This is a genomic window from Streptomyces sp. CNZ287 (assembly GCF_007827615.1).
The window spans coordinates 1-21,602 of the sequence record NZ_VISV01000023.1 but is presented as its reverse complement, the minus strand read 5'-3'; the positions used below and the strand labels follow the sequence as shown (position 1 = coordinate 21,602).

General features: G+C 75.0%; 18 protein-coding genes. 6 read left to right on the top strand and 12 right to left on the bottom strand.

Features of this window, described 5'->3' with window-relative positions; genetic code table 11:
• Window positions 1-77 precede the first annotated feature (77 nt).
• Both FB457_RS30710 and FB457_RS30705 read right to left on the bottom strand, forming a co-directional pair.
• Window positions 78-425, bottom strand: a complete 348-nt coding sequence (locus FB457_RS30710) for a hypothetical protein (protein ID WP_047019216.1) — start codon at window positions 423-425, stop codon at window positions 78-80.
• Between the two features lie 125 nt (window positions 426-550).
• Window positions 551-1,447 (bottom strand): LysR family transcriptional regulator, encoded by an 897-nt coding sequence (locus FB457_RS30705; RefSeq protein ID WP_047019215.1) that lies wholly within the window; start codon window positions 1,445-1,447, stop codon window positions 551-553.
• A gap of 57 nt (window positions 1,448-1,504) precedes the next feature.
• Here FB457_RS30705 and FB457_RS30700 point away from each other — a divergent pair, with 57 nt between their 5' ends.
• Together FB457_RS30700 and FB457_RS30695 are read left to right on the top strand one after the other, a co-directional pair.
• Window positions 1,505-2,410, top strand: a complete 906-nt coding sequence (locus FB457_RS30700) for an EamA family transporter (RefSeq protein ID WP_047019214.1) — start codon at window positions 1,505-1,507, stop codon at window positions 2,408-2,410.
• Between the two features lie 129 nt (window positions 2,411-2,539).
• On the top strand, window positions 2,540-3,655 hold the full coding sequence (locus FB457_RS30695) for an isoaspartyl peptidase/L-asparaginase family protein (protein WP_047019213.1): 1,116 nt from the start codon (window positions 2,540-2,542) through the stop codon (window positions 3,653-3,655).
• Between the two features lie 103 nt (window positions 3,656-3,758).
• On the opposite strand, the gene FB457_RS30690 is transcribed toward FB457_RS30695, so the two are convergent.
• The 9 genes from FB457_RS30690 to FB457_RS30650 form a co-directional block, all read right to left on the bottom strand.
• Window positions 3,759-4,340 (bottom strand): hypothetical protein, encoded by a 582-nt coding sequence (locus FB457_RS30690; protein ID WP_047019212.1) that lies wholly within the window; start codon window positions 4,338-4,340, stop codon window positions 3,759-3,761.
• A gap of 272 nt (window positions 4,341-4,612) precedes the next feature.
• Entirely contained in the window at window positions 4,613-5,389 is a 777-nt protein-coding gene (locus FB457_RS30685) for an FHA domain-containing protein (RefSeq protein ID WP_047019211.1), read from the bottom strand.
• A 144-nt stretch (window positions 5,390-5,533) separates the two neighbouring features.
• A complete protein-coding gene (locus tag FB457_RS30680) occupies window positions 5,534-7,396 on the bottom strand; it encodes a protein kinase domain-containing protein (RefSeq protein ID WP_486589196.1) in 1,863 nt (620 codons plus the stop codon).
• A gap of 118 nt (window positions 7,397-7,514) precedes the next feature.
• The gene (locus FB457_RS30675; RefSeq protein ID WP_047019209.1) at window positions 7,515-8,285 is read right to left on the bottom strand and encodes an FHA domain-containing protein; all 771 of its coding nucleotides are present in this window, start codon (window positions 8,283-8,285) and stop codon (window positions 7,515-7,517) included.
• A 102-nt stretch (window positions 8,286-8,387) separates the two neighbouring features.
• Window positions 8,388-9,278 (bottom strand): Gfo/Idh/MocA family oxidoreductase, encoded by an 891-nt coding sequence (locus tag FB457_RS30670; RefSeq protein WP_047019208.1) that lies wholly within the window; start codon window positions 9,276-9,278, stop codon window positions 8,388-8,390.
• Window positions 9,275-10,474, bottom strand: a complete 1,200-nt coding sequence (locus FB457_RS30665; RefSeq protein WP_047019207.1) for an ROK family transcriptional regulator — start codon at window positions 10,472-10,474, stop codon at window positions 9,275-9,277. The genes FB457_RS30670 and FB457_RS30665 overlap by 4 nt, the downstream gene beginning before the upstream one ends.
• Window positions 10,475-10,488: 14 nt before the next feature.
• On the bottom strand, window positions 10,489-11,355 hold the full coding sequence (locus tag FB457_RS30660; RefSeq protein WP_047019206.1) for a carbohydrate ABC transporter permease: 867 nt from the start codon (window positions 11,353-11,355) through the stop codon (window positions 10,489-10,491).
• Window positions 11,355-12,371: a carbohydrate ABC transporter permease gene (locus tag FB457_RS30655; protein ID WP_047019205.1), complete on the bottom strand. Its 1,017-nt coding sequence runs from the start codon at window positions 12,369-12,371 to the stop codon at window positions 11,355-11,357. The genes FB457_RS30660 and FB457_RS30655 overlap by 1 nt, the downstream gene beginning before the upstream one ends.
• Before the next feature lie 48 nt (window positions 12,372-12,419).
• Window positions 12,420-13,823 carry an ABC transporter substrate-binding protein gene (locus tag FB457_RS30650; RefSeq protein ID WP_047019204.1) on the bottom strand — a complete coding sequence of 468 codons (1,404 nt, stop codon included), beginning with the start codon at window positions 13,821-13,823 and terminating at the stop codon, window positions 12,420-12,422.
• A gap of 155 nt (window positions 13,824-13,978) precedes the next feature.
• Between FB457_RS30650 and FB457_RS30645 the strand changes: the two genes are divergently transcribed.
• The 4 genes from FB457_RS30645 to FB457_RS30630 all read left to right on the top strand — a co-directional run bounded on the left by FB457_RS30645 (window position 13,979) and on the right by FB457_RS30630 (window position 19,338).
• Complete coding sequence (locus FB457_RS30645) at window positions 13,979-15,025, top strand: zinc-binding dehydrogenase (protein ID WP_145783990.1); 1,047 nt, start codon at window positions 13,979-13,981, stop codon at window positions 15,023-15,025.
• Window positions 15,026-15,101: 76 nt separating this feature from the next.
• The gene (locus tag FB457_RS30640; RefSeq protein ID WP_125938300.1) at window positions 15,102-15,902 is read left to right on the top strand and encodes a sugar phosphate isomerase/epimerase family protein; all 801 of its coding nucleotides are present in this window, start codon (window positions 15,102-15,104) and stop codon (window positions 15,900-15,902) included.
• A complete protein-coding gene (locus tag FB457_RS30635) occupies window positions 15,899-17,353 on the top strand; it encodes an MGH1-like glycoside hydrolase domain-containing protein (RefSeq protein ID WP_047019201.1) in 1,455 nt (484 codons plus the stop codon). Before FB457_RS30640 ends, FB457_RS30635 begins: the two co-directional genes overlap by 4 nt.
• Window positions 17,350-19,338, top strand: a complete 1,989-nt coding sequence (locus FB457_RS30630; protein WP_145783988.1) for a glycogen debranching N-terminal domain-containing protein — start codon at window positions 17,350-17,352, stop codon at window positions 19,336-19,338. Before FB457_RS30635 ends, FB457_RS30630 begins: the two co-directional genes overlap by 4 nt.
• A 113-nt stretch (window positions 19,339-19,451) precedes the next feature.
• Here the strand turns inward: FB457_RS30630 and nhaA are convergent, their stop codons facing one another.
• Window positions 19,452-21,356 (bottom strand): Na+/H+ antiporter NhaA, encoded by a 1,905-nt coding sequence (gene nhaA, locus FB457_RS30625; RefSeq protein ID WP_145783986.1) that lies wholly within the window; start codon window positions 21,354-21,356, stop codon window positions 19,452-19,454.
• Window positions 21,357-21,602: the final 246 nt, after the last annotated feature.

The window sequence follows — 21,602 nt, the reverse complement described above, 5'->3', positions numbered from 1 at the left end:
CTCTGCCGTGCCGGGCTTGCGACATGTCGCCTGTACGACAGCGGTCGCGGCCGGGGACGGGTGGCCCGGCGCCGGGTTCAGCCGGGGCCGTACCAGTTGCCCTGGTCGTACGCGGCGGGCGCGAAGTGGGCGAGCAGGGCGGCCAGTACGGGCTCGGGACGCTCGACGGGCGCGAGGCGGCCGGTGCGGGGCAGCTCGCCGAGGGCGTCCACCAGGTCGGGGACGAGGCGGGCGAGGTGCGCCACGGTGCCGCCGGCCGCGAGCAGCCCGGCCGGGGACCGGCCGTGCCCCGGCAGGTCCCAGCGCACCACGCGGAACACCTGGGCGAGCGCGGGCACCTGGGCGTCCCGGACGGCGGTGGCGCGCTGGGCGGCGGAGATCTCGCCGGATGTCCGGCGCTGCGCCAGGGGTGGTCCGGCGGCCACGGCTGCTGCACCTCCCGGGGGCGGGCGGCTCCGGCGTGGTTCCCGGCACGAGGTGCCGCGTGCGCCTGGCGCACGAGTGTTCACATCGGCCCACCCGCCGCGTCTCCGCGCTCACCCCACCGGTGTCAACGCCCCCGCGCCCGGCGGGCCTTGCTGCCCCGGCGCGCCTCGTGCTCGCGGTAGAGGTCCTGAAGGAGCGCGACCGCGGCGTGCGTGGCCGGGTGCGGGTCGTGGCGGCGCCAGACGAACCGGACGGCGACCGGCGGCGCGTCGCGTACGGGCCGGTAGACGATGCCGTCGCGGCGGTACTGCGCCACGGTGCTCTCCGGGGTGAGGCCGACGCGGCGGCCGGTGGCGATGTCCGCGAGCCAGTCGTCGACGTCCCGGGTGTGCTCCACCGCCGGCCGGTCCGCCTCCGGCCACATCTCGGCGGTGGTGGTGCCGGTGCGGCGGTCCACCAGGACGGTGCGGTCGCGGATGTCGGCGAGCAGCAGGCTGCGGCGGCGGGCGAAGGGGTCGTCGGCGGCCATCGCGCAGTAGCGGCGCTCGTGGCCGACGACGGCGTGGGCGTAGCGCCGCTCGTCGACACCGGTCCGCACGATGGCCAGGTCGCAGAGCCCTTCCGCGAGACCGCCGGTGGCCGAGTTGGTACGGATCAGGTGCAGCTCCACGTCCGGGTGCCGGCCGGCCCAGCGGCGCTGGAACTCCGCGGTGTGCCGCCCCGCCGCCGACCAGGCGTGCCCGATGCGCAGCCGGGTGTGGCCGGTGGTGGCCTCGCCGACGAGGTCGTCCGCCTCGGCGAGCAGGTGTCGCGCGCGGGCGAGCACCTGGACGCCCGCGGTGGTCGGGGTGACGCTCCGGCTGGTGCGGTGGAGCAGCCGGACGCCGAGGATCCGCTCCAGCGCCAGCAGGGTGCGGGAGACCGCGGCCTGGGAAACACCGAGATCGATGGCGGCGTCGGTGAAGCTGCCGGTGTCCACGATGGCGACAAGGCAGCGCAGGTGGCGTAGCTCCAGATCCATGACTTCAGCGTATAGAACGCGCCGCGCATGCATTTTGCGCATACGAACCGGGCGCGCATGCTCCGTGCCATGACCACCGCAGAACCGCAGCCCGCCGCCGTCCTCCCGCACACCGGCCCGCGGGAGGACGCCAGGACCGCGGGACGTGCGGCGGGCGTCGCGATGATGCTCGGCAGCGGGCTGTCGAACCAGACCGGCGCCGCCGTCGCCGCGCTGGCGTTCCCCGTCGTCGGCCCGGCCGGGGTGGTCGCCGTCCGGCAGTGGGTGGCCGGTGCCGTGCTCCTGGCGGTGGGCCGGCCCCGGATGCGTACGTTCACGCGCGCGCAGTGGTGGCCGGTGCTGGGTCTCGCCGCCGTGTTCGCGGTCATGAACCTCTCGCTGTACACCGCGATCGGCCGGATCGGGCTCGGCCTCGCGGTGACGCTGGAGTTCCTCGGCCCGCTGGCCGTGGCGCTCGCCGCCACCCGCCGCCGCACCGACCTGGCGTGCGCGCTGGCCGCGGGCGCGGCCGTCGCCGTCCTCACCCGCCCGCGCCCCGCCGCCGACTACGCGGGCATCGCGCTCGCCCTGCTCGCCGCCGTCTGCTGGGCCTGCTACATCCTGCTGGGCCGCACCGTCGGCCGCCGGCTGCCCGGCGTCCAGGGGCCGGCGGCGGCAGCGGCCGTCTCCGGCCTCGCGTACGTCCCCGTGGGCGCGATCGTCCTGGCCCACCGCCCGCCGACCCCCGCGGCCCTCGGCTACGCCGTCACCGCAGGCGTGCTCTCCTCCGCCGTCCCGTTCCTCTCGGACCTGCTCACGCTGCGCCGCGTCCCGGCCCGGCTGTTCGGCACGTTCATGAGTGTCAACCCGGTGCTGGCGGCGCTCGTCGGCACGGCCGTGCTCGGGCAGCGGCTGGGCCCGTACGAGTGGGCGGCCATCGCCGTGATCGTCACCGCGAACGCCGTCGTCGTCACCCGCCGCTGACAGGTCCGCCCCGCCCGATCGGTGGTGTACGACGCCTTGGCAGCCGGCCCGTACGGCGCCATGATCGCCCCCGGCGGCCGGGCGGTGTGCCCGGCCGCCAGGAGTGTGCACCAGCGAGAGGAGCGGCTCATGTTTCGCAGGACATCGACGCTCGCGCGCACCGCGCTGCTTGCCGCGGCGGTCGTGATCACCCCGGTCACCGCCCTCGGGGCGGCCGCCGCGCCACAGCAGGGCGCGGCGGCCGACCGGGCACCGGCCGCCGCGGCCGGTACCCGCACCGCCCAGGACCAGAAGGAGCCGGGCGACCCCAACACCAGCGAGACGGCGCGCGACGTCGTCTTCGCCATCCACGGCGGCGCCGGCACGCTCAGGCGCGAGGACATGACCCCCGAGCTGGAGCGGGAGTACCGCGCCAAGCTCTCCGAGGCCGTCCGCACCGGGCAACGGGCGCTGGCGGACGGCGAGTCCAGCGTCGCGGCCGTCGAGGCTGCGATCAACGTGCTGGAGGACTCGCCGCTGTTCAACGCCGGAAAGGGCGCGGTGTTCACCACCGACGCGGAGAACGAGCTGGACGCCGCGATCATGGACGGCGCCACCCTCGACACCGGCGCGGTCACCGGGGTGACCCACATCAAGAACCCGATCTCGCTGGCGCGGGAGATGATGGAGAACTCCCGGCACGTGCTGATGAGCGGCGAGGGCGCGGAACGCTTCGCGCAGCACCGCGGCATGGACCTGGTGACCCAGGACTACTTCTTCACCGAGCGGCGCTGGGAGTCCCTGATGGCCGCCAAGAAGGGCGAGTCGGACTTCGACTTCGGCGAGACCGGCACGGTCGGCGCCGTCGGCATCGACGGCAATGGCGACCTGGCCGCCGGCACGTCGACGGGCGGGCTCACGAACAAGCCCGTCGGCCGCGTCGGCGACTCGCCGATCGTCGGCGCGGGCACGTACGCGAAGAACGGCAACATCGCGGCGTCCGCGACCGGCACCGGCGAGCTGTTCATCCGCGAGGCCGTGACGCACACCATCTCGGCGCAGGTCGAGTACCTGGGCCGGTCGGTGTCCAGGGCGGCCGGGGCGGCGATCGACAGGACGGAGGCGCTGGGCGGCGACGACACCGGCGGGGTGATCGCGCTGGACTCCCGCAAGAACCTCGCGTTCACCTTCAACACCTCGGGCATGTACCGGGGTTACGCCACCGCGGACGGCGAGATCGTGGTCAGGATCTTCGCCGACGAGTGACGGGCCGGGCGGCGGGGGCCGGTCTCCCGCCGCCCGCTGCCACGGACCGGCGGACCGGAGGGGGCGGCGCGTCGCGCCGGGCGGCCCGTACGGTCCCGGGGCGTCAGCGGCCCGTGCAGCACGGCGTCGGCGCCGGTGCCTCGAACGGGATCAGCGTCTCCGCCGCCGCCGGGATCACCGCGAGCACCAGCCGCCCGTCGAGCCACTGCGGGCGCACGTGCCCGCGGGTGACCATCCGGGCCTCCCACGGCGGCCCGTGCGGCGCGCCGAGGAGCACGACCTGCTCGATCGCCGAGGCGCCCAGCAGTTCCCCGACCGTCATGGTCCCGGTCAGCGCGTCCGCCCCCGGGTACAGCACCGCGCGCCCGACGCTGCGCGAGGCGTGCTCGGCGGCGGCGCGGGCCGCCGCCGCGGCGGCCTCGCCGGGGCCGTGGCGGGTGCCGCCGGGCAGCCCTGCGACGGCGTGGCCGCGCGCGGTGAGCCAGCGCCAGGCGGCGGCCGCGTCGGTGGCGCCGGCGAGGGCCAGGGAGACGGCGATACGGGGCCGCTCGCCCGCGACGAGGTGGGTGCAGCCGTACGCGGTGCGCGGCAGCCGCAGTTCGCCGGCGAGCGCGTGCAGCAGGTGATCCGCGTGGCGCAGCTCGGTCAGTCCGGGGTCGGCGCCGAGGACGTAGGCGCCGCTCATGCGCGCGGGCGGGTCGCGGTTCGGGCGGCGGGCTGTGCGCCCGGCCGGTGGCGGTCGCGGTGGCGGAGTCCGTGGCCCATGACGCCCTCCCAGTCGTGCCGGGTGCCGTGTCCTGACGCGGCGGCTCTGCCGAGGGTCGGGCCGCAAGATGAACGCCGCGCGACCCCGCGGTGATCCCCGAAGGGCCGTACGGCGGCGGCTTCGAGGGCAGCCGGGTTACGCCTCGGGACCCGGCGGACAAGCCGCGGGGAGGCCCGCGGCGGCGGATCGCCTCAGCCCCCCGCGGCGTCGAGCAGCCCCAGGTCCGGCGGTACCAGCGCCGTCGCCGCCACCAGATCCGTCAGCAGCCGGTGGTCCGGCGTGCAGCCCCGCGGCTCCGGCGGCTCCTCGTCCGGTACCGCCGACCGCCCCGCCGCGGGCGGCATCCGGCGGCGTACGTCCTCCACCCGGCGGGCGACCTCCGCCGCGTCCCACCGCTCCCCCGGCCGCAGGAACGCCATCACCTCCGCCGTCTGCCGGTACGGCAGCGGGTGCGGGTCCGGCTCGTGGCGCAGATACCGCTGCCCCAGCACCACCAGCACCAGCCGCTCGTCCTCCGACAGCGCCCACGCCGCCGGCGGCGGCGCGCCTGCGAGATCCCCCGGACGCACCGGTTCCGGGCGGACCACGTACAGCTCCACGAGGTGTTCCCGGAAGCCGGAGCCCTTGACGAACACCGGCGTGTACCCCGCGGTCAGCGGCAACCGGTCCGAGCCCGGCGGCAGCAGCCGGCCGCGCGGCAGCCGCAGCGCCTGCTGCCCGGTGTTGCGCAGCGTCCAGCCGCCCTCCAGACATGTCAGCTCGCCGTGCCGCCGGCTCACGCCCTGGTCGCGCCCCCCGACGTGCAACTCGACGTCCCCGCCGGCGCCCTCGTCCCCGGGACCGCGCCCGAACCGGACGGTCAGCCCGGGCAGGGGCGCCACCTCTATGCCGTCGGTGGCCGAACGCGCGTGCAGCGTGCCCGGCTGACCGGGCGTCACGCCGCGGGCCAGGCTGTCGCGCCCGCTCATCCCCGGCGTCCTCGGATACGGTCCATCGCAGGTCCCCTCGGCCGCGGCCGGCTGCTGCCGACCGCCCCACGGTGCTCCCTGCCCCCGGGGACCCCTCCCCGCCGCCGGTCACGGGCCTGCGCGTACCGCCCGGGCCGTGCCGGCTCAGATCCTCGGCAGCTCTCCCGCGGCCGTCTCGGCGAGCCGGGTGGCCATCGCGCACAGCTCGTCCGGCGACTCGTCGTCGCCGTCGAGGGTGAGGTAGAGCAGTTCGACGGCCTTCTGGCCGTTCTCGTCGGGGTACTCGCGGTACTCGACCCGTACGGTGCAGGTGTCCTCGCCGTCGTACCCCGGGGAGACGACCGTGTCGCGGCCCGCCAGCCGGGTCACCCTGCCGTCCTCGCCGCTGAGGGGCTGGTCGCGGTCGTAGCGCAACTGGACCTCTATGTCGCGCGTGGTGCTGTACCAGTCGCAGTCCCAGTTGCCGAAGCCCACGTCGGGGTCGCCGGCGTCGACGCCGGGGACGATCTCCAGCGCGCGGGCGTCGAGGAGCCGGCAGGCGTCGAGCCAGAGCAGCGACACGTCCGGCGCCGGCGGGTCGCGGCGCGGCACGGCGCGCTTCTCGGCGCGGGCCTTGCCCAGCGTCTCGCTGGCGGTCCTGGCGGCGATGTCGGCCATGTCGCAGAGGGTCTCGACGCCGCCGTAGTCCCGGGCGGCCCCGCCGTCGACGTAGATCCAGATGCTGACGTCGCGGTCCGCCTCGTCCGGCAGGACGAGCGCCCGCGCGCACTCGTCGCCCTGCTGCGGCTCCTCGATGATGCCGATGCCGCCGAAGGTACGCACCGGGGCCGGCGACTCGGGCGCGGGCCCGGAGTCGAACTCGACCTGGACGTCGATGTGTTCGCCGTCCTCGCCCTGCGGGTAGACCAGCACGTCGCAGCGGTCGAAGTTGCCGTAGTCGCGGTCGCGCTCCACGTACGTGCCGAACCGGTCGAACTCGCCGGGATCGGTCAGCGCGCACGGGTCCATGGTGCGCTGGTCGCCGATGACCGATCCGGCGCGCGGCTTCTCGCCCCCCGGCGTGCCGCCCGGCTCGTCGTCGCCGTCGGCGGAGAGCCACCAGAACCAGGCGCCGGCCACCGCCGCCGCCGTCACTAGCGCGGTGCCGGCCGCCGCGGTCGCCCGCGGGTGCCGAGGCGGGGCGCCGGGGAAGCCGAACCGGCGCGCCCAGCTGCGCTGCCCGGCCGCCTCCTGCAGCAGCCGGCGGGCCCCGGTCGCGTCGGGCCGCCGGTCGGCCCGGCGGCGGAGCATCGCTTCGAGCGCACCGGCGAGCGGACCGGTGTCGCGCTCGCGGCGCAGCACGCCCTGGCTGACCTTCCACTCGCGCAGGGTGGACTCGTCCTCCTCGCCGTCGTCCTCGTCGTGGGGGACGCCGGTGACCACCTTGTAGAGCATCGCGGCGAGGGAGTACACGTCCGAGCGGGGTACGGGCGAGCCGTTGACGACCTCGGGGGCGGCGTAGTCGGGGGTGTAACTGAGCGGGCGGTCCGGCGAGATGGTCTCGTTGCTGCCGGTGCGCTGGGCGGAGTCGAAGTCCGTGAGCTTGGGCGTGCCGTCGTCGGTGATGACGACGTTGGCGGGCTTGACGTCGCAGTGCACGACGCCGTTGGCGTGCAGGGCCGCGAGCGCCGACGCGATCTGCGCCCCTATCCGCGCCGCCTTCTCGGGTGCCATCCTGGGCTGCTTCTCCAGGCTGCCGCCGGTGACGTGCTCCATCACCAGCCAGCAGCCGGCGTCCGGGCCCGACTCGATGAACTCCACGCCGTAGAGCGTGACCACGTGCGGGTGGGTGGCCTTCGCCTGGGCCCGGGCCACGCCGAGCAGCCGGGGGCGCTCGCCGATGGCGCCGCCGCGTTTGAGCACGACCCGGCGGCCCAGTTGCTCGTCCGCGGCGAACCACACCTCGCCGCGCCCCTCGTCACCGATCAGCTCTTCGAGCCGGTAGCGGTCGCCGACAAGCTGACCCACGCGCACCGCGACTCCTTTCGCCCGTCTGCAGGGCGAAACTTATCGGCTGCGCGCGGCGCGGGCACGAGGTCTTCACGACTTCCCCGCGTCGGCGGCGCGGATGCGGCGAAAAGGGCGCTCAGCTCGAGAGATAGTCGTCCAGGAGTTCGAGATCGGGCGGCACCAGGGTCGTCGATTCCACCAGTCCGCGCAGCAGGTTGTGCTTCAGGACGCTGTCGCTCGGGCCGCCGCCGTCGTCGCCCCGGGTCACCTGGTACGGGAAGCCGCCGCGCGCCAGCCGGCGGCGGACGTCCTCGACGCGGTGCTCGATGACGCGCTTGGTGATCCCCTCCGCGCCGGGCAGGAAGGCCAGCAGCTCAGCAGCCTGCCGGTACGACAGCGGGCGCGGATCCGACTCGTACTGCAGGTACTGCTGCCCGAGCACGACGAGCACCAGCCGCTCCTCCCGGGAGAGCGTCCAGCGCTTGGGCGGCAGCGTCTCGGCCCGGTGCCGCGGCACCCGGCCGTCCTCGCCGGCGTCGGTGACGTACAGCTCGACGAGGTGCTCGCGGTGCCCCGAGCCCTTGACGAACAGCGGTGTGTAGCCGGGAGCGAGGGGTATCGGCTCGGTGCTCAGGTGCATGAGCCGGCCGCGGGGCAGCCGGACGAGCTGCTGCCCGGTGTTCCTCAGCCACCAGGTGCTGCGCTGGTACGACAGCTCGCCGTGCCGGCGGCTGACGCGCAGATCGTCCTCGCCGACGCACAGGTCGACCTCGTCCTTGTCGCGCCCGAAGCGCACGACCCGCTCGGCGCCGGGCGGCACCCGGATGCCGCCGGCGACGCTGCGGGCGTGCAGGGTGCCGGGAGGCGACGGCGCGGCGCCGCGCGCCAGGCTCTCTCGCAGGGTCATCGCCGGCCTCCGGAGCTCGTGACGGTACGTGCCCCACCAGTGTCCCGCGCGGCCCGGGGACCGGTCCCCAAAGCGAGCCGGCCGCCGCGGGACCGCCCGGTTTCAGCCGGGCAGGGCCTGGTGCAGCAGCTCCTGGAGGAGCAGCCCGCGGCGGGCGTCGAGGCCGCCGGGGCGGCCGGCCCGGACGGCGGCGGCGAACTCGCGGCGCAGCACGGGCCAGCACTCCTCGTGGTCGAGCCCCGCCGTGTCGTAGACGAGTTCGTCCCCCGGGCCGAGCAGCTCGACGCGGGTGCGGGCGGCGGGCAGCCGGACGCTGCCGGACAGCGACGCCTGGCTGACGGCGCCGTTCTCGTGCTCGCAGGTCAGCTCGATCCAGCGGCGCGGGTCGCCGGTGCCGCGGACGGCGGCGACGGGGCCGACGGCGGCGTCGAGGAGGTCCAGCAGGTGCGGGCCGAGGTCGAGCAGGGCGCCGTGCTCAAGGCGCCAGGCGGTGGCGAACTCGCCGCCGAGGAAGGCGCCGTGGAGGTAGCAGGAGCGGGCGCCGGTGACGTCCGCGGCGGCGGCGCGGCGCAGGAAGTCGCGGGTGGCGGGGTGGTACCGCTTGGTGAGGACGAGCTGCGAGACGACGCCGTGCTCGGCGACCGCGGCGGCGACGGCGCGGGCGGCGCCGAGGTCGGGGCCGAGCGGCTTCTCCAGCAGCAGCGCCCTGCCCGCCGCCGCGGCGCGTACGGCCAGTTCGGCCTGGACGGCCGGCGGTACGGCGAAGGCGACGGCCTCGCAGCCGTCGAGCAGTTCGGCGAAGGATCCTGCGACCGCCGCGCCGTACGGCGCGGCGGCCTCGGCGGCGGCCTCGGGGCGGCGGGCCCAGACGGCGGTCAGCTCGGTCTCGGGCCCGGCGGCGAGCATCCGGGCGTGCATGGCGCGGGCCCAGGGCCCGGCGCCGGCGAGCCCGACCCGTACCGGCGGCGCCGGAGCCGTGGCACCGGCCGTCACCGCGCCCCGCTTCCGCCGCGGGCCGCCAGCCGTTCGTCCGCGCGTCCCGGCGCGTACAGGTGCTCCACCACCAGCGCCCCCGCGCCCGCGAGCCCCGCGGCGTCGCCCAGCCCCGGCGTGACGACCTGGAGGTGCGCGGTGGTGCGCGGCATCGCGCGCTGGTACAGCAACTCCCGTACGCCGGTGAGGAAGGGCGTGCCGGCGAGGTCGCCGACGATCATGAGCACGCCGGGGTTGAGCAGCGTGACGACCGTGGCCAGCACCTCGCCCGCCCGCATCCCGGCCTCGCGCGCGAGCCGCACCGCGTCCGGCTGCCCGGCGGCCAGCAGGTCGCGCACGTCGGAGCCGGAGGTGGCGGGCACGCCCAGCTCGGTGAGCCGGCCGGCCAGGGCCCGCCCGCTGGCGACGGCGGCGAGGCAGCCGTACGAGCCGCAGGCGCAGAGGGCGTCCATCCCGTCGTGCAGCCGTACGTGCCCGATGTCGCCCGCGCCGCCGTCGATGCCCCGGTAGATGCGGCCGTCGACGACGACGCCCGCGCCGATGCCGGTGGAGACCTTGACGAGCACGAAGGCCGCGCAGTCGGCGTACCCGGCGCGCTGCTCCGCGTACGCCAGGAGGTTGGCGTCGTTGTCCACGAGCACCGGCACGTCCTCGGGGCCCTCCGCGTGCTTGGCGAAGGACCGGCGCATGTGGTCCTGGATCGGGTAGCCGTCCCAGCCGGGCATGATCGGCGGCTGCACGACGACCCCGGTGTCGAAGTCCACCGGGCCCGGCACCGAGATGCCGATGCCGCACACCTCGTCCGCGCCCCGCCCGGCCTCGGCGAGCAGCGGGCCGAACCAGCGCCCCAGTTCGTCCAGGACCGGCTCGGGCCCGTCGCCGACGCGCAGTTCGCCGGTGCGCTCGGCGAGCGGCCGGCCGGCGAGGTCGAGGACGGCGGCGCGGCCGTGCCGGGTCTGCAGGTCGGCGGCGAGCACGACGGCGTGCCCGGTGTCGAACTCCAGTTGCACGGAGGGCCGGCCGCCGGTCGAGACGCCGGCGGCACCGCGCAGCCAGCCGGCGGCCTGGAGCGCGTCGAGCCGGCCGGCGACGGTGGAGCGGGACAGTCCTGTGGCCTCCTGCAGCGCGGCCCGGGTGGTGGCCTCGCCGGTGCGGATGAGCTGGAGCAACTGCCCCGCGCTCGCCTGGTTGCGCATGCCTCGTCCCTCGCTCAGCTCTTGTCCGCGCCGCTGGTCAGGCCCTCGGTGAGGAGCCGTTCCGCGGCGAAGAACAGCAATACCACGGGGATGGTGAGGACCACGGAACCGGCCATGAGCACGGTCTTGGAGACCTCGATGCCGTTGGAGAGCTGCGCCAGGCCGAGCGAGACGGTCCAGCTCTCCGGCTCGGCGGCGAGGAAGAGGAGGGCGAAGAGGAACTCGTTCCAGGCGATCATGAAGACGTACAGCCCGGTGGCCATCAGCGAGGGCGCGGCCAGCGGCAGCACCACCTTGCGCAGCGTCTGCAGCCTGCCGCAGCCGTCGAGCGAGGCCGCCTCCTCGATGGAGGGCGGGATGGTGACGAGGTAGTTCTTCAGCATGTAGATGGAGACCGGCACGGTCTGCGCCACGTACACGATCGCCAGGCCCACGAGGCTGCCGGAGAGGCCCATCCGCGCGAACATCACGAAGAGCGGGACGGCGAGCAGCGTAGCCGGGAAGAGGTAGACGGCCAGGAACATCGCGCTGACCTGCCGGCTGCCGAAGAACCTCAGCCTGCTGACGGCGTACGAACCGGGCACGGCGGCGGCGAGCGTGAGCACCACGGTGCCGAGCGACACCAGCGCCGAGTTGAGCATCAGCTTCAGGAAGCCCTGGCCGCCGTCCTCGGTGGGCTTGAGCACGTCACGGTACGTCGTGGTCGTCAGCTCCTTCGCCGACACCCACATCGACCCGGGGTCGGCCAGCAGGGAGTCGACGGGCTTCAGCGACAGCACGACCATGTAGTAGAAGGGGACCACCGTGATCAGCGCCAGGAACGCGATCACCACCCAGCGGAGGGTGCCGAAGAGGCGGTCCTCGAACTGCGCGCGCGTCATCACGCCTCCTCCTGGACCCGCTTGGCGAAGAACGTGAAGTAGATGCCCAGCAGCACCGTCAGCACGGCCGCCAGGACGAGCGCCTGGGCCGCGGCGGCGCCTACGTCGAAGCGCGAGGTGAGGAAGTCGTAGACGCGCACGGCGGCGACGTCGGTGCCGGCGCCGCCGCCGGTGAGCAGGTAGACGTCGTCGAACTTGTTGAACGTCATGATGAAGCGCAGCACGCACAGCAGCGCGATCACGGGCATGAGCTGCGGCAGCAGGACGTGCCGGAAGCGCTGCGAGACCGTGGCGCCGTCCACGGTGGCGGCCTCCTCCAGGGTGTCGGGCACGGCCTGCAGCCGGGCGAGGAGGAAGAGGAACGCGAAGGGGAAGTACCGCCATATCTCGAAGGCGATGACGGTGAGCAGGGCCAGGGGTATGTCGACGTGCCAGCCCAGCAGGTTCACCTCGTACTGCCGGGTGGAGAGGAAGGCGATCGGGTCGTCCCAGCCGAACGCGTCCCTGCCCCACTCGTTGACCACGCCGTACTGGGGGCTCAGCGCCACCTCCCAGACGAAGGCGACGGCGACGACGGGCGCGACGTACGGCAGCAGCATCGAGCCGCGCAGCAGGCCGCGGCCGCGGAACGGGCGGCGCAGCGCGAGGGCGGCGACGAGGCCGAGCAGCACGGATCCCGCGGTGGCGCCGACGGTGTAGACGAGGGTGGTGCCGAGGCTGGACCAGAAGCCGGCCGAGGCGAAGACGTCGGAGAAGTTCTCCAGCGACCAGTTGCCGAAGAGCCCCATGCCCTGGATGTCGACGAGCTTGGCGTCCTGGAAGGCCAGCAGGACCGTCCAGAGGATCGGGACGATCACGACGACCAGCACCACCAGGAAGGTGGGGCTGACGAAGGCCAGTCCCGCGCGGTTCTCGCGGCGGCTCGCGGTCATGGGGCGGCGGGCGCGCGGCCGGCCGCCGGCGGGCGGGCGGGGATCCGCGGAGTTCGCCGCGGGGCGGCTGTCGATCGTCGTCATGTGCGGTTTCCTCGGTGAGGGTTCCTCGGGGGAAGAGGGGCGGGACGGTCAGTCAAGGGAGGTCTTCAGCGCGTCGACCTCTTCGTACGCCTCGCGCGCGGCCTCCCCGGGACTCGTCTGTCCCGAGGTCATCGCGCCGACGGCCTTGGCGACGGGCAGTTCGCCGTTGGTGGCGCCGACGAGCGCGCCCTCGCCCTGGTCGATGCCCCACCGCTTCATGTCGCCGACGCCGGCGACGAGCTGGTCGAGCAGTTCCGGGGAGAAGACCTCCTCCATGGACTTCCTGGTGTCGACGCCCATGTCGCTGGCGCGCCAGGCGTCGAGGTAGCGCTCGGGCTGCCCGGGGGTGCCGGTACGGACCGGGATCTTGCCCTCGGGCGCCATGCCGAACCAGTCCTCATAGCCGGCGCCCATCATGTACTCGATGAACCGGGTGGACGCCTCGGTCTCGGCGGTCTTGGTGGCGAGCCACGAGGTGATCTCGCCGAACTGGGCGGGCTCCGTGCCGCCGGGGCCCTGGAGCGAGGTGACGATGCCGCTGTTCGCGGCGAGGAACCCGGGGTCGTCCTTGCACTCGGCGCAGCTCGGCATGGCGTCGTTGCGCAGCCCTGCCAGCTCGTCCAGGAGGAACGAGGACCAGATGATCATGCTGGACTGGCCGGCGAAGTAGGTGGCCCGGGTGGTGTCGACGGTCTGCAGCCCGGGCGGGCCGTACCGGCGGGCGAGGGAGTCGTACGCCTCGAAGGCGGTGCGGCACCGTTCGGAGTCCAGGCCGATGCCGCCGTCGCCGTCGACGAGGTCGCAGCCGTTGGCCAGGGCGAGGTCCTCGAAGCTCTGCTGGGTGAAGACATCGGCGGGGTCGGTGGCGACGGATATCCCGTCGCGGCCCTTGACGTCCAGCGTCTCGGCGGCCTTCAGCAGGCTCGCGTAGTCGTCGGGGACGTCGAGACCGGCCTCGCGGAAGAGGTCCTGGCGGTACGCGACGATCTGCACCCAGGCGTCGGAGGGCACCCCGAGCCGGGTGCCGCCGTCGGCGGTCAGGCGCAGCCCGTTGGCGTCGAAGGTGTCCTCGCCGAGCCGGTCGACGACCTCGGCGGGGATGCGGGTGTTCAGCAGCTCGTTGCTGTACATCTGCCAGGCCTGGCCGAGCGGCACGGCGCCGATCACGTCGGGCAGGTCGCCGGCGGCGGCGGCCGACATGATGAGCTGCGGGAGCTGGTTCTCGTCCACGCCGACCAACTCGACCTCGACGCCGGTCTCGTCCTCGAAGCGGTCGATGACCTTCTGGGTGCTGGCGATGCGGTCGGTGAGACTCTCCTCCGACCACACGGTGATCTTCCGGTCGGGCGTGCCCGGACCGGAGGTGCCGGTGGCGCAGCCGGCGAGCACACCCATGGCGAGGGTGCTTGCGAGCAGGGCCGAGATCCGCGACCGCCGGGTCCACGTGCGCATGTTCTGATCCTTTGACTCTTCCCTGGATCGACTTAAGCGTTGGCGGACTGCATCACACCACTACTTTTTCATGTTGACAAGACATAAGTCTGAGATATCTTCGACGCAAGTCGTTAACAGCCGTGCCCCCGATCAGCCCTCCCGGAGCACCCACCGTGGAACGCGTCGTCCAGTTCACCGCCCCCCGCCAGGTCGAGGTCGCCGAGCACGAGAGCGCCCCGCTGCCGCCGGGCCACCTGCGGGTCCGTACCCGGTACTCCGGCATATCCGCCGGTACCGAACTCACCGCCTACCGGGGTACGAACCCGTATCTGACCCGCTCCTGGGACCCGGAGGCCCGGCTCTTCCGCGAGGACGCGGCGGGGCTTTCGTATCCGGTCGCCGGCTGGGGCTACTCCGAGGTCGGCGAGGTCACCGAGGTCTCCCCCGAACTGGCCGGCACCCCCGGCCTGCCCGCGGTGGGCGACCTGGTCTGGGGCATCTGGGGCCACCGCAGCGAGGGCGTCGTCCCCGCCGAGCGGATGGCCGGGCACACGCTGCCCGCCGGGCTCGACCCGCTCGCCGGGTCCTTCGCCAGGGTCGGAGCGATTGCATACAACGCGGTCCTCGCCGCCGGCATCCATGTGGGCGAGGACGTCGCGGTCTTCGGGCAGGGCGTCATCGGGCTGCTCGCCACCCGGCTCGCCGCGCTCAACGGCGGAACCGTGACCGCCGTGGACGCCCTCGGCGCCCGGCTGGAGCGGGCCGCCGGGCACGGCGCGGCCCGCACGCTCAACGCCCGCACCGACGCCGTCGCCGAGGAGATCCGGGCGGCGACAGGGGGGCGGGGCGCCGACGTCGCCATCGAGATCAGCGGCGCGTACGCGGCGCTGCACGAGGCGGTCCGCTCCGTCGTCGCCGACGGCCGGGTGGTGGCCGCCGGCTTCTACCAGGGCGACGCGGTCGGGCTGCGGCTCGGCGACGAGTTCCACCACAACCGGGTCCGGCTCGTCTGCTCCCAGATCGGCGGCGTCCCGCCGGAGCTGGCCGGGCGCTGGGACCAGCAGCGGCTGCAGCAGACGTTCCTGCGGCTCGTCGCCGACGGCCGCGTCGAAGTGCTGCCGCTGGTCAGCCACGTGGTGCCGGCGGCGGAGGCGGCGGAGGCGTACACCCTGCTCGACGAGCGGCCCGAAGCCGCCCTCCAGGTCGTGCTGGAGTTCTGAGACCGCCGTGCCCGACCCCGCGCCCCGCTCCGCGCACCCGCGTACACCCCCCGGCAGAAAGGCCGACCGCCCCGCCATGTTCTCCCTCGCGGCCCAGGAACAACTGCTGCCCGGCGACACCCTCCAGCAGAAGTGGGAGTTCGCGCAGGCCGCCGGCTACGACGGCATCGAGCTGCGCGCCCAGGGCGACCTGCGCTTCGCCGCCCGGCTGCCCGAGCTGAAGCGCGCGCTCGCCGACGGCGTCGTCATGCCCACCGTCTGCGTCGAGATGCTGCACTTCTTCGGTGACTTCGACGCCGGGCGGCGCCGCGACGCGGTGGCGCAGATGAAGTCGCAGCTCTCGGTGATCGCCGAGATCGGCGGCGTCGGCGCACAGACCCCCGCGTCGTACGGGATGTTCTCCCGCCGGCTGCCGCCCTTCACCCCGCCGCGCGACGAGGCGGGCGACCGCGCCGTGCTCCTCGACGGGCTGGCCGAACTGGGCGAGCACGCGCGCCGCGAGGGCGTCACGCTCTTCCTGGAGCCGCTGAACCGCTACGAGGACCACATGGTCAACCGGCTGGCACAGGCCACGGAACTCATCCGCGCCGCCGGCCTGGACAGCGTGCGGATCGGCATCGACAGCTATCACATGAACATCGAGGAGGCCGACCCCGCCGCCGCGATCCTCGACAACGCGCCGTGGATCGGGCACGCGCAGGTCTCCGACTCCAACCGCTTCCAGCCGGGCGCCGGCCATCTCGACTGGCCCGCCTGGCTCGGCGCGCTCCGGGCCGCCGGCTACACCGGCTGGCTCGCCGCCGAGTGCCGGCTGACCGGCGACCCGGCGGCGGCCGTCGCCGCCGTGCCCGGGTTCCTCCGCAGGGCCGGCGCATGACGGCGGCGCCCGCGGAGGAGCGGGGCGCGACGGCGCTGACGGCGGCGCCCGGCGACGGGACGGACGCCGGGGCGTCCGGGCCCGTACGCGCGGACGACCCGTGGCGGGCCGCGGCGGCGGTGCTGCTGGGCAACTGGACGGGAACCTCCACCGTGCCGTCGCGCACGCTCTATCCGCACCAGTGGAGCTGGGACTCGGCGTTCGTCGCGATCGGGCTGCGGCACCTGTCGCCGCGGCGGGCGCAGCGGGAGCTGGAGATGCTGCTGGGCGCCCAGTGGGGCGACGGCCGCATCCCGCACATCGTCTTCAACCCGGCCGTGCCGCACGCCGCGTACTTCCCCGGCCCGGAATTCTGGCGCTCGGCGGGCTCCCCCGCCGGCGGCGGGGGCGGGGTCGCCGGCCCGGGCGCGGGGGCCCGGGCCGGGGCCCCGGCGCGCACCCAGACCTCCGGCATCGTGCAGCCCCCGGTGCACGCGCTCGCCGCCCTGCTGGTGCACCGGGCGGACCCGGCGGCCTCGGCGCGCCGCGGCTTCCTGGCGCGCGTGTATCCGCGGCTGCTCGCCTGGCACCGCTACCTCACCGAGGACCGCGACCTGGGCGGCGCCGGGCTGGCCGCGATCGTCCACCCCTGGGAGTCCGGGATGGACAACAGCCCATGCTGGGACGGTCCGCTGGCCCGGATCGAGCCGGCCCCGGCGGCGTCGTTCCGCCGCGCGGACCTCGACCACGGCGATCCGGCGGACCGGCCGACCGACCTCGACTACGGGCGGTACGTGCGGCTCGCCGCCGACTACCGCGACGCGGGCTACGCGGACGCGGGGGTGCGGCACGGCTTCGCCGTCGAGGACCCGTGCGTGAACGCGCTGCTGATCGCCTCCGAAGAGGCGATGGCGGAGATCGCGGCGGAACTGGGCGCCGACCCGGGCGGCCACCGGGAGCGGGCCGCACGGCTGACGGAGGCGCTGGTCGCCCGGCTGTGGAACCCGGACGCGGGCATCTTCCGCAGCCGCGACCTGCGGGCCGGCCGGGCCATCGGGGAGTACAGCGTCGCCGGGCTCACCCCGCTGCTCGCCCCGGGACTGCCGCCCGCGGTGGCGCGGACGCTGCGGGAGACCCTGGCGGGCCCGCACTTCCGCCTCGGGGAACTGCCGCTGGTCGCGTCGTACGACCTGGAGGGCCGGGCGTTCGACCGCACCCGGTACTGGCGCGGCCCGGCATGGTTCAACACCGCCTGGCTGCTGGAGCGCGGCCTGCGCGGGCACGGCGCCGCCGCAACGGCGGACGCGCTGCGGCGCGCGGTGCTCTCCGGGGCGGCGGCGTCGGGGTTCGCGGAGTACGTGGACCCGCTGACGGGCGCGGGCCGGGGCGCGCGGGGCTTCAGCTGGACGGCGGCGCTGGCGCTCGACCTGGCGTCGTCCGGCCGGGAGTGGCCCGGGGCGGGCGCGCGATGAGCGACGGACGGGTCCTGCTCGCGCGCGACGGTACGTTCGCGGCACTCACCCGGGGCGGCGGCGTCACGGGCCGCCGCGGCACGTCACCGGACGGTCTCTTCCGCCACGACGCCCGGCACCTGAGCCGCTGGCTGCTGACGGTCGACGGCGCGGAACCGGCGGTCCTCACCCCCGCCCGCGACGGCTCCCTCCCGGCCGCGAGCGTCCTCACCCCGCCGGCCGTCCGCGACGCCCCGGCCCCGTACACGGTCTTCCGCGAACAGGCCGTCGCCTCGGGTCTCCTGCTGGAACGCCTCCGCCTGGTCAGCAACAGCCCGGACCGGGTGACCGCCCGGCTGGAGCTGCTGGTGGACGCGGACTTCGCGGACCAGTTCGAGCTGCGGTCGGACGGCCGTGCGTACGCCCGCCCGCCGGAGGCGGCCCGGGAGGCCGGGGAGCGGCCGGACGGCGTGGAGTTCACGTACCGCCGCGGCGAAGGGTGGCTGTCCCGTACGACGGTGACGTGCGACCCGCCGCCGGACGAGGTGACGCCGGAGGACCGTCCCGGGCGCCGCGCCGGCACCGCCCGGCGGCTCGGGTGGACGCTGACCCTCCCGCCGCACGGCGCCGCGGAACTGGCGCTGCGCGTCGAAGCCCGCCCGCACGGCGCGCCCCCTGTCGCGGACGTCGCGACCCCGGCACGGGCCGCCGCCGAACACCGCGCCGGGATCGAGGCGTTCACCCACCCGCCGGCGGCAGCGGACGCCGCCCTCCTCTCCCCCGCCGAGCGCGCCGCGCTCAGGACCGCCTGCGCGCACGGGCTCTCCGACCTCGCGCTGCTGCGCGTGCCCGCCGCCGGGCCCCGCGGCGAACCGCTCCGGGTGCCGGGCGCGGGGATTCCGTGGTTCCTCACGCTCTTCGGCCGCGACTCGGTGCTGACCTCCCTCTTCGCACTCCCCTACCGCCCCGCCCTCGCCCGCGACACCCTCCTCGCGCTCGCCGCCACCCAGGGCACCCGGCATGACGCCTTCTCCGCGGAACAGCCGGGCCGCATCGCGCACGAGGTGCGCCACGGGGAGCTGGCCGCCTTCCGGCAGGTGCCGTACGGGCGTTACTACGGCTCCGTGGACGTCACCCCCCTCTTCCTCGTCCTGCTCCAGGCGCACGCCGAGGCCACGCAGGACACCGCGCTCGCCGCGCGGCTGGAGCCGCAGGCGCGGGCCGCCGTGGAGTGGATGCTGGGCGACGGCGGGCTGGCCGAGCGGGGCTGGCTGGTCTACACGCCCGATCCCGGCGGTCTGGTGAACCAGAACTGGAAGGACTCCGCGGGCGCGATCTGCTTCGCGGACGGCACCCAGGCCGAGGGGCCCGTCGCCGTCGCGGAGGCGCAGGGCTACGCGTACGACGCCCTCGTCCGCACCGCGCGGCTCGCCCGCGGCGTCTGGGGCGACGCCCCCTACGCCGACCGCCTCGACGCCCTCGCCGCCGGGCTGCGCGACCGCTTCCACCGCGACTTCTGGCTGCCCGCGCAGGACTTCCCGGCGCTGGCGCTCGACGGCCGCGGGCGGCAGGTGGACGCGCTCGCCTCGGACGCCGGCCACCTGCTGTGGTCCGGGATCCTGGACCGGGAGCGCGGGGAGCGGACCGGGCGGCGGCTGCTCGCCGGCGACTTCTTCTCCGGCTGGGCCGTGCGCACGCTGGCGGCCTGTCAACGGCCGTACCACCCGCTGTCGTACCATCGCGGGAGCTGCTGGCCGCATGACAACGCCGTCATCGCCCTCGGCCTCGCCCGCTACGGACTCGGCGCCGAGGTCCGCACGCTGGCCCGGGGACTGCTGGCCACCGCGGAGGCGCACGGCTGGCGGCTGCCGGAGGTGCTGGCCGGTTACGCACGCAGCGACCACCCGGCACCCGTACCGTATCCCCACGCCTGCTCCCCGCAGGCGTGGGCGGCTGCCACGCCGCTGGCGCTGCTCACCGCAGTCTCCGGGGGCGGCGGAACCTGACGCCCGCCGCCTCCGGTCCCCCACTTCCGTGCCCCGCCCGCGCCGTGCCCCGCGCACCGGCGGGGCGCGGCGCCGCGCTGCCCCCGGTCCCCCGCGCGCTCAGCGCCCGGCGGTCACTCCTCGTCCTCCGCGTCCTCCTCGTCCAGCATCGCCCGCGCCCGCGCCGCCCGTACCGCGGCCGAAAGGCCGGCGATGTCGTACGCGCCCCGGTGGCGGCGCCCGTTGACGAAGAACGTCGGCGTGCCCGCGACCCCGCTGAGGTCCGCGGACTCCGTGTCCTCGTCGACCCGCGCCGCGCCGTCGCGTGCCCGCATCGCCTCGCTGAACCGGTCGGCGTCGAGCCCCAGCTCCGTCGCGTGCGCCACCAGGTCGAGCGGCGTCAGCCGGTCCTGGTGGTCGAGCAGCCGGTCGTGCATGGGCCAGAACGCGCCCTGTTCCGCCGCCGCCTCCGCGGCCTCGGCGGCGAGCTGGGCACGCGGGTGCACGTCGGTGAGCGGCAGGTGGCGCCAGACGTAGCGGATGTCGCCGAAATCGGCGAGGAGGTCGCGTACGACGGGCTCGGCCCTGCCGCAGTACGGGCACTCGAAGTCGCCGTACTCGACGACCGTGACGGGCGCCTCCCGCGGGCCGCGGATGTGGTCGCGATCGGCGTCCACGGGGACGGCGAGGTCGACGATGACGGGCGCGGTGCCCAGGAGCGCCCGGATGCGCCGCTGCTTGGGCAGCCGGGTGGCCACCAGGGCGACGAGCGCGGTGACGAGGACGGAGCCGAGCACCGCGGCGAGGATGCCGATCTTCGCCTCTTCCAGCTCCTTGCCGCTGAACGCCATCGTGGCGATCAGCACCGCGATGGTGAAGCCGATGCCGGTGATGGCGCCGCCGCCCGCGACCGACGCCCAGCCGACGGGCGGGCGCAGCCGGCCCTTGCTCCACCACGTCGTCAGCGCCGTCGCCCCGACGACGCCGAGCGGCTTGCCGACGACGAAGGCGAGGAACACCCCGAGCGTCAGCGGCGAGGTGACCGCACTCGACAGGACGGACCCGTTCAGCTCGATACCGGTGTTGGCCAGCGCGAACAGCGGCACGACCAGGTAGCTGCTCCACGGGTGGTACATCCGCAGCAGCCGCTCGTTCGGGGAGATCGCCGAGGCGATGCCCATCCGCGCCTCCCGCTCCAGCTCGGGGGTCGGCTGCTCGCGGAACGAGCGGAACAGCCCGGTGGCCCGCTCCAGCTCGCTGCGCGGCGCCGGATAGGCGAAGGTCATGAGCCCGATCAGCAGCCCGACGACGACGGGATCGACGCCGGATTCCTCGAACGCCAGCCACATCGCGACGGCGAGCGCCGCGTAGACCGGGCCGCGGCGGCTGCCCGCCGACCGCAGCCCGATGATCGCCGCGAAGAAGACGGCGCCGACCAGCAGCGGGGGCCAGTGCACGTTGCCGCTGTAGACGAGGGCGATGACGGCGAGGACCACGAAGTCGTCGACGACCGCGATGGTGAGGACGAAGGTGTAGAGGCGGCGCGGGAACCGCTTCCCCAGCAGGGCCAGCATGCCCAGCGCGAACGCGGTGTCCGTGGACATCGCCACGCCCCAGCCGGAGGCCGCCGAGTCACCGGCGTTGAAGGCCAGGAAGATGAGCACCGGCACCACCATGCCGGCGAGCCCGGCCATGAACGGCAGCGTCACCCGGTTCAGCTCGCGCAGCTCCCCCATGTCGAACTCGCGCCGCACCTCCAGGCCGATGACCAGGAAGAAGACGGTCATCAGCCCGCTGTTGACCCACTCCCGCAGATCGAGGGAGAGAGCGTGGTCGCCCAGCGCGAAGGTGAGGTGGGTGTGCCAGAAGCCGGTGTACGTGCCGGGGGCGACGTTGGCCCAGACGAGGGCGGCGACCGCGGCGGCGACGAGGAAGGCGGCGCTGCCGCTCTCGGTGCGGATGAACGTCCACCGGGCCGAGGCGGTCGGACGGACACCGACCGTGCGGTCGGCGTCCGTCGCGGCGTCCGGCTGCGCCATGCTCGGTCTCCCTCGTCTCGCGAACTACGGCCGGCGGGAGGAAGGGGGGTGCCGCCGTGGCCGATAGTACGCGCCGCGCACCAGTGCCGGGAGCACGCACATTCGGCACGGCGCCGAGGTCACCGCAGGCCCGGACCCCGGGTGTCCTCCGTCCAGCCCATGGTGCGCTGGACTGCTTTGAGCCAGTCCTTGTATTCGCGTTCGCGGGTGGTTTCGTCCATGCGGGGGGTCCATTCGGCGGCGCGG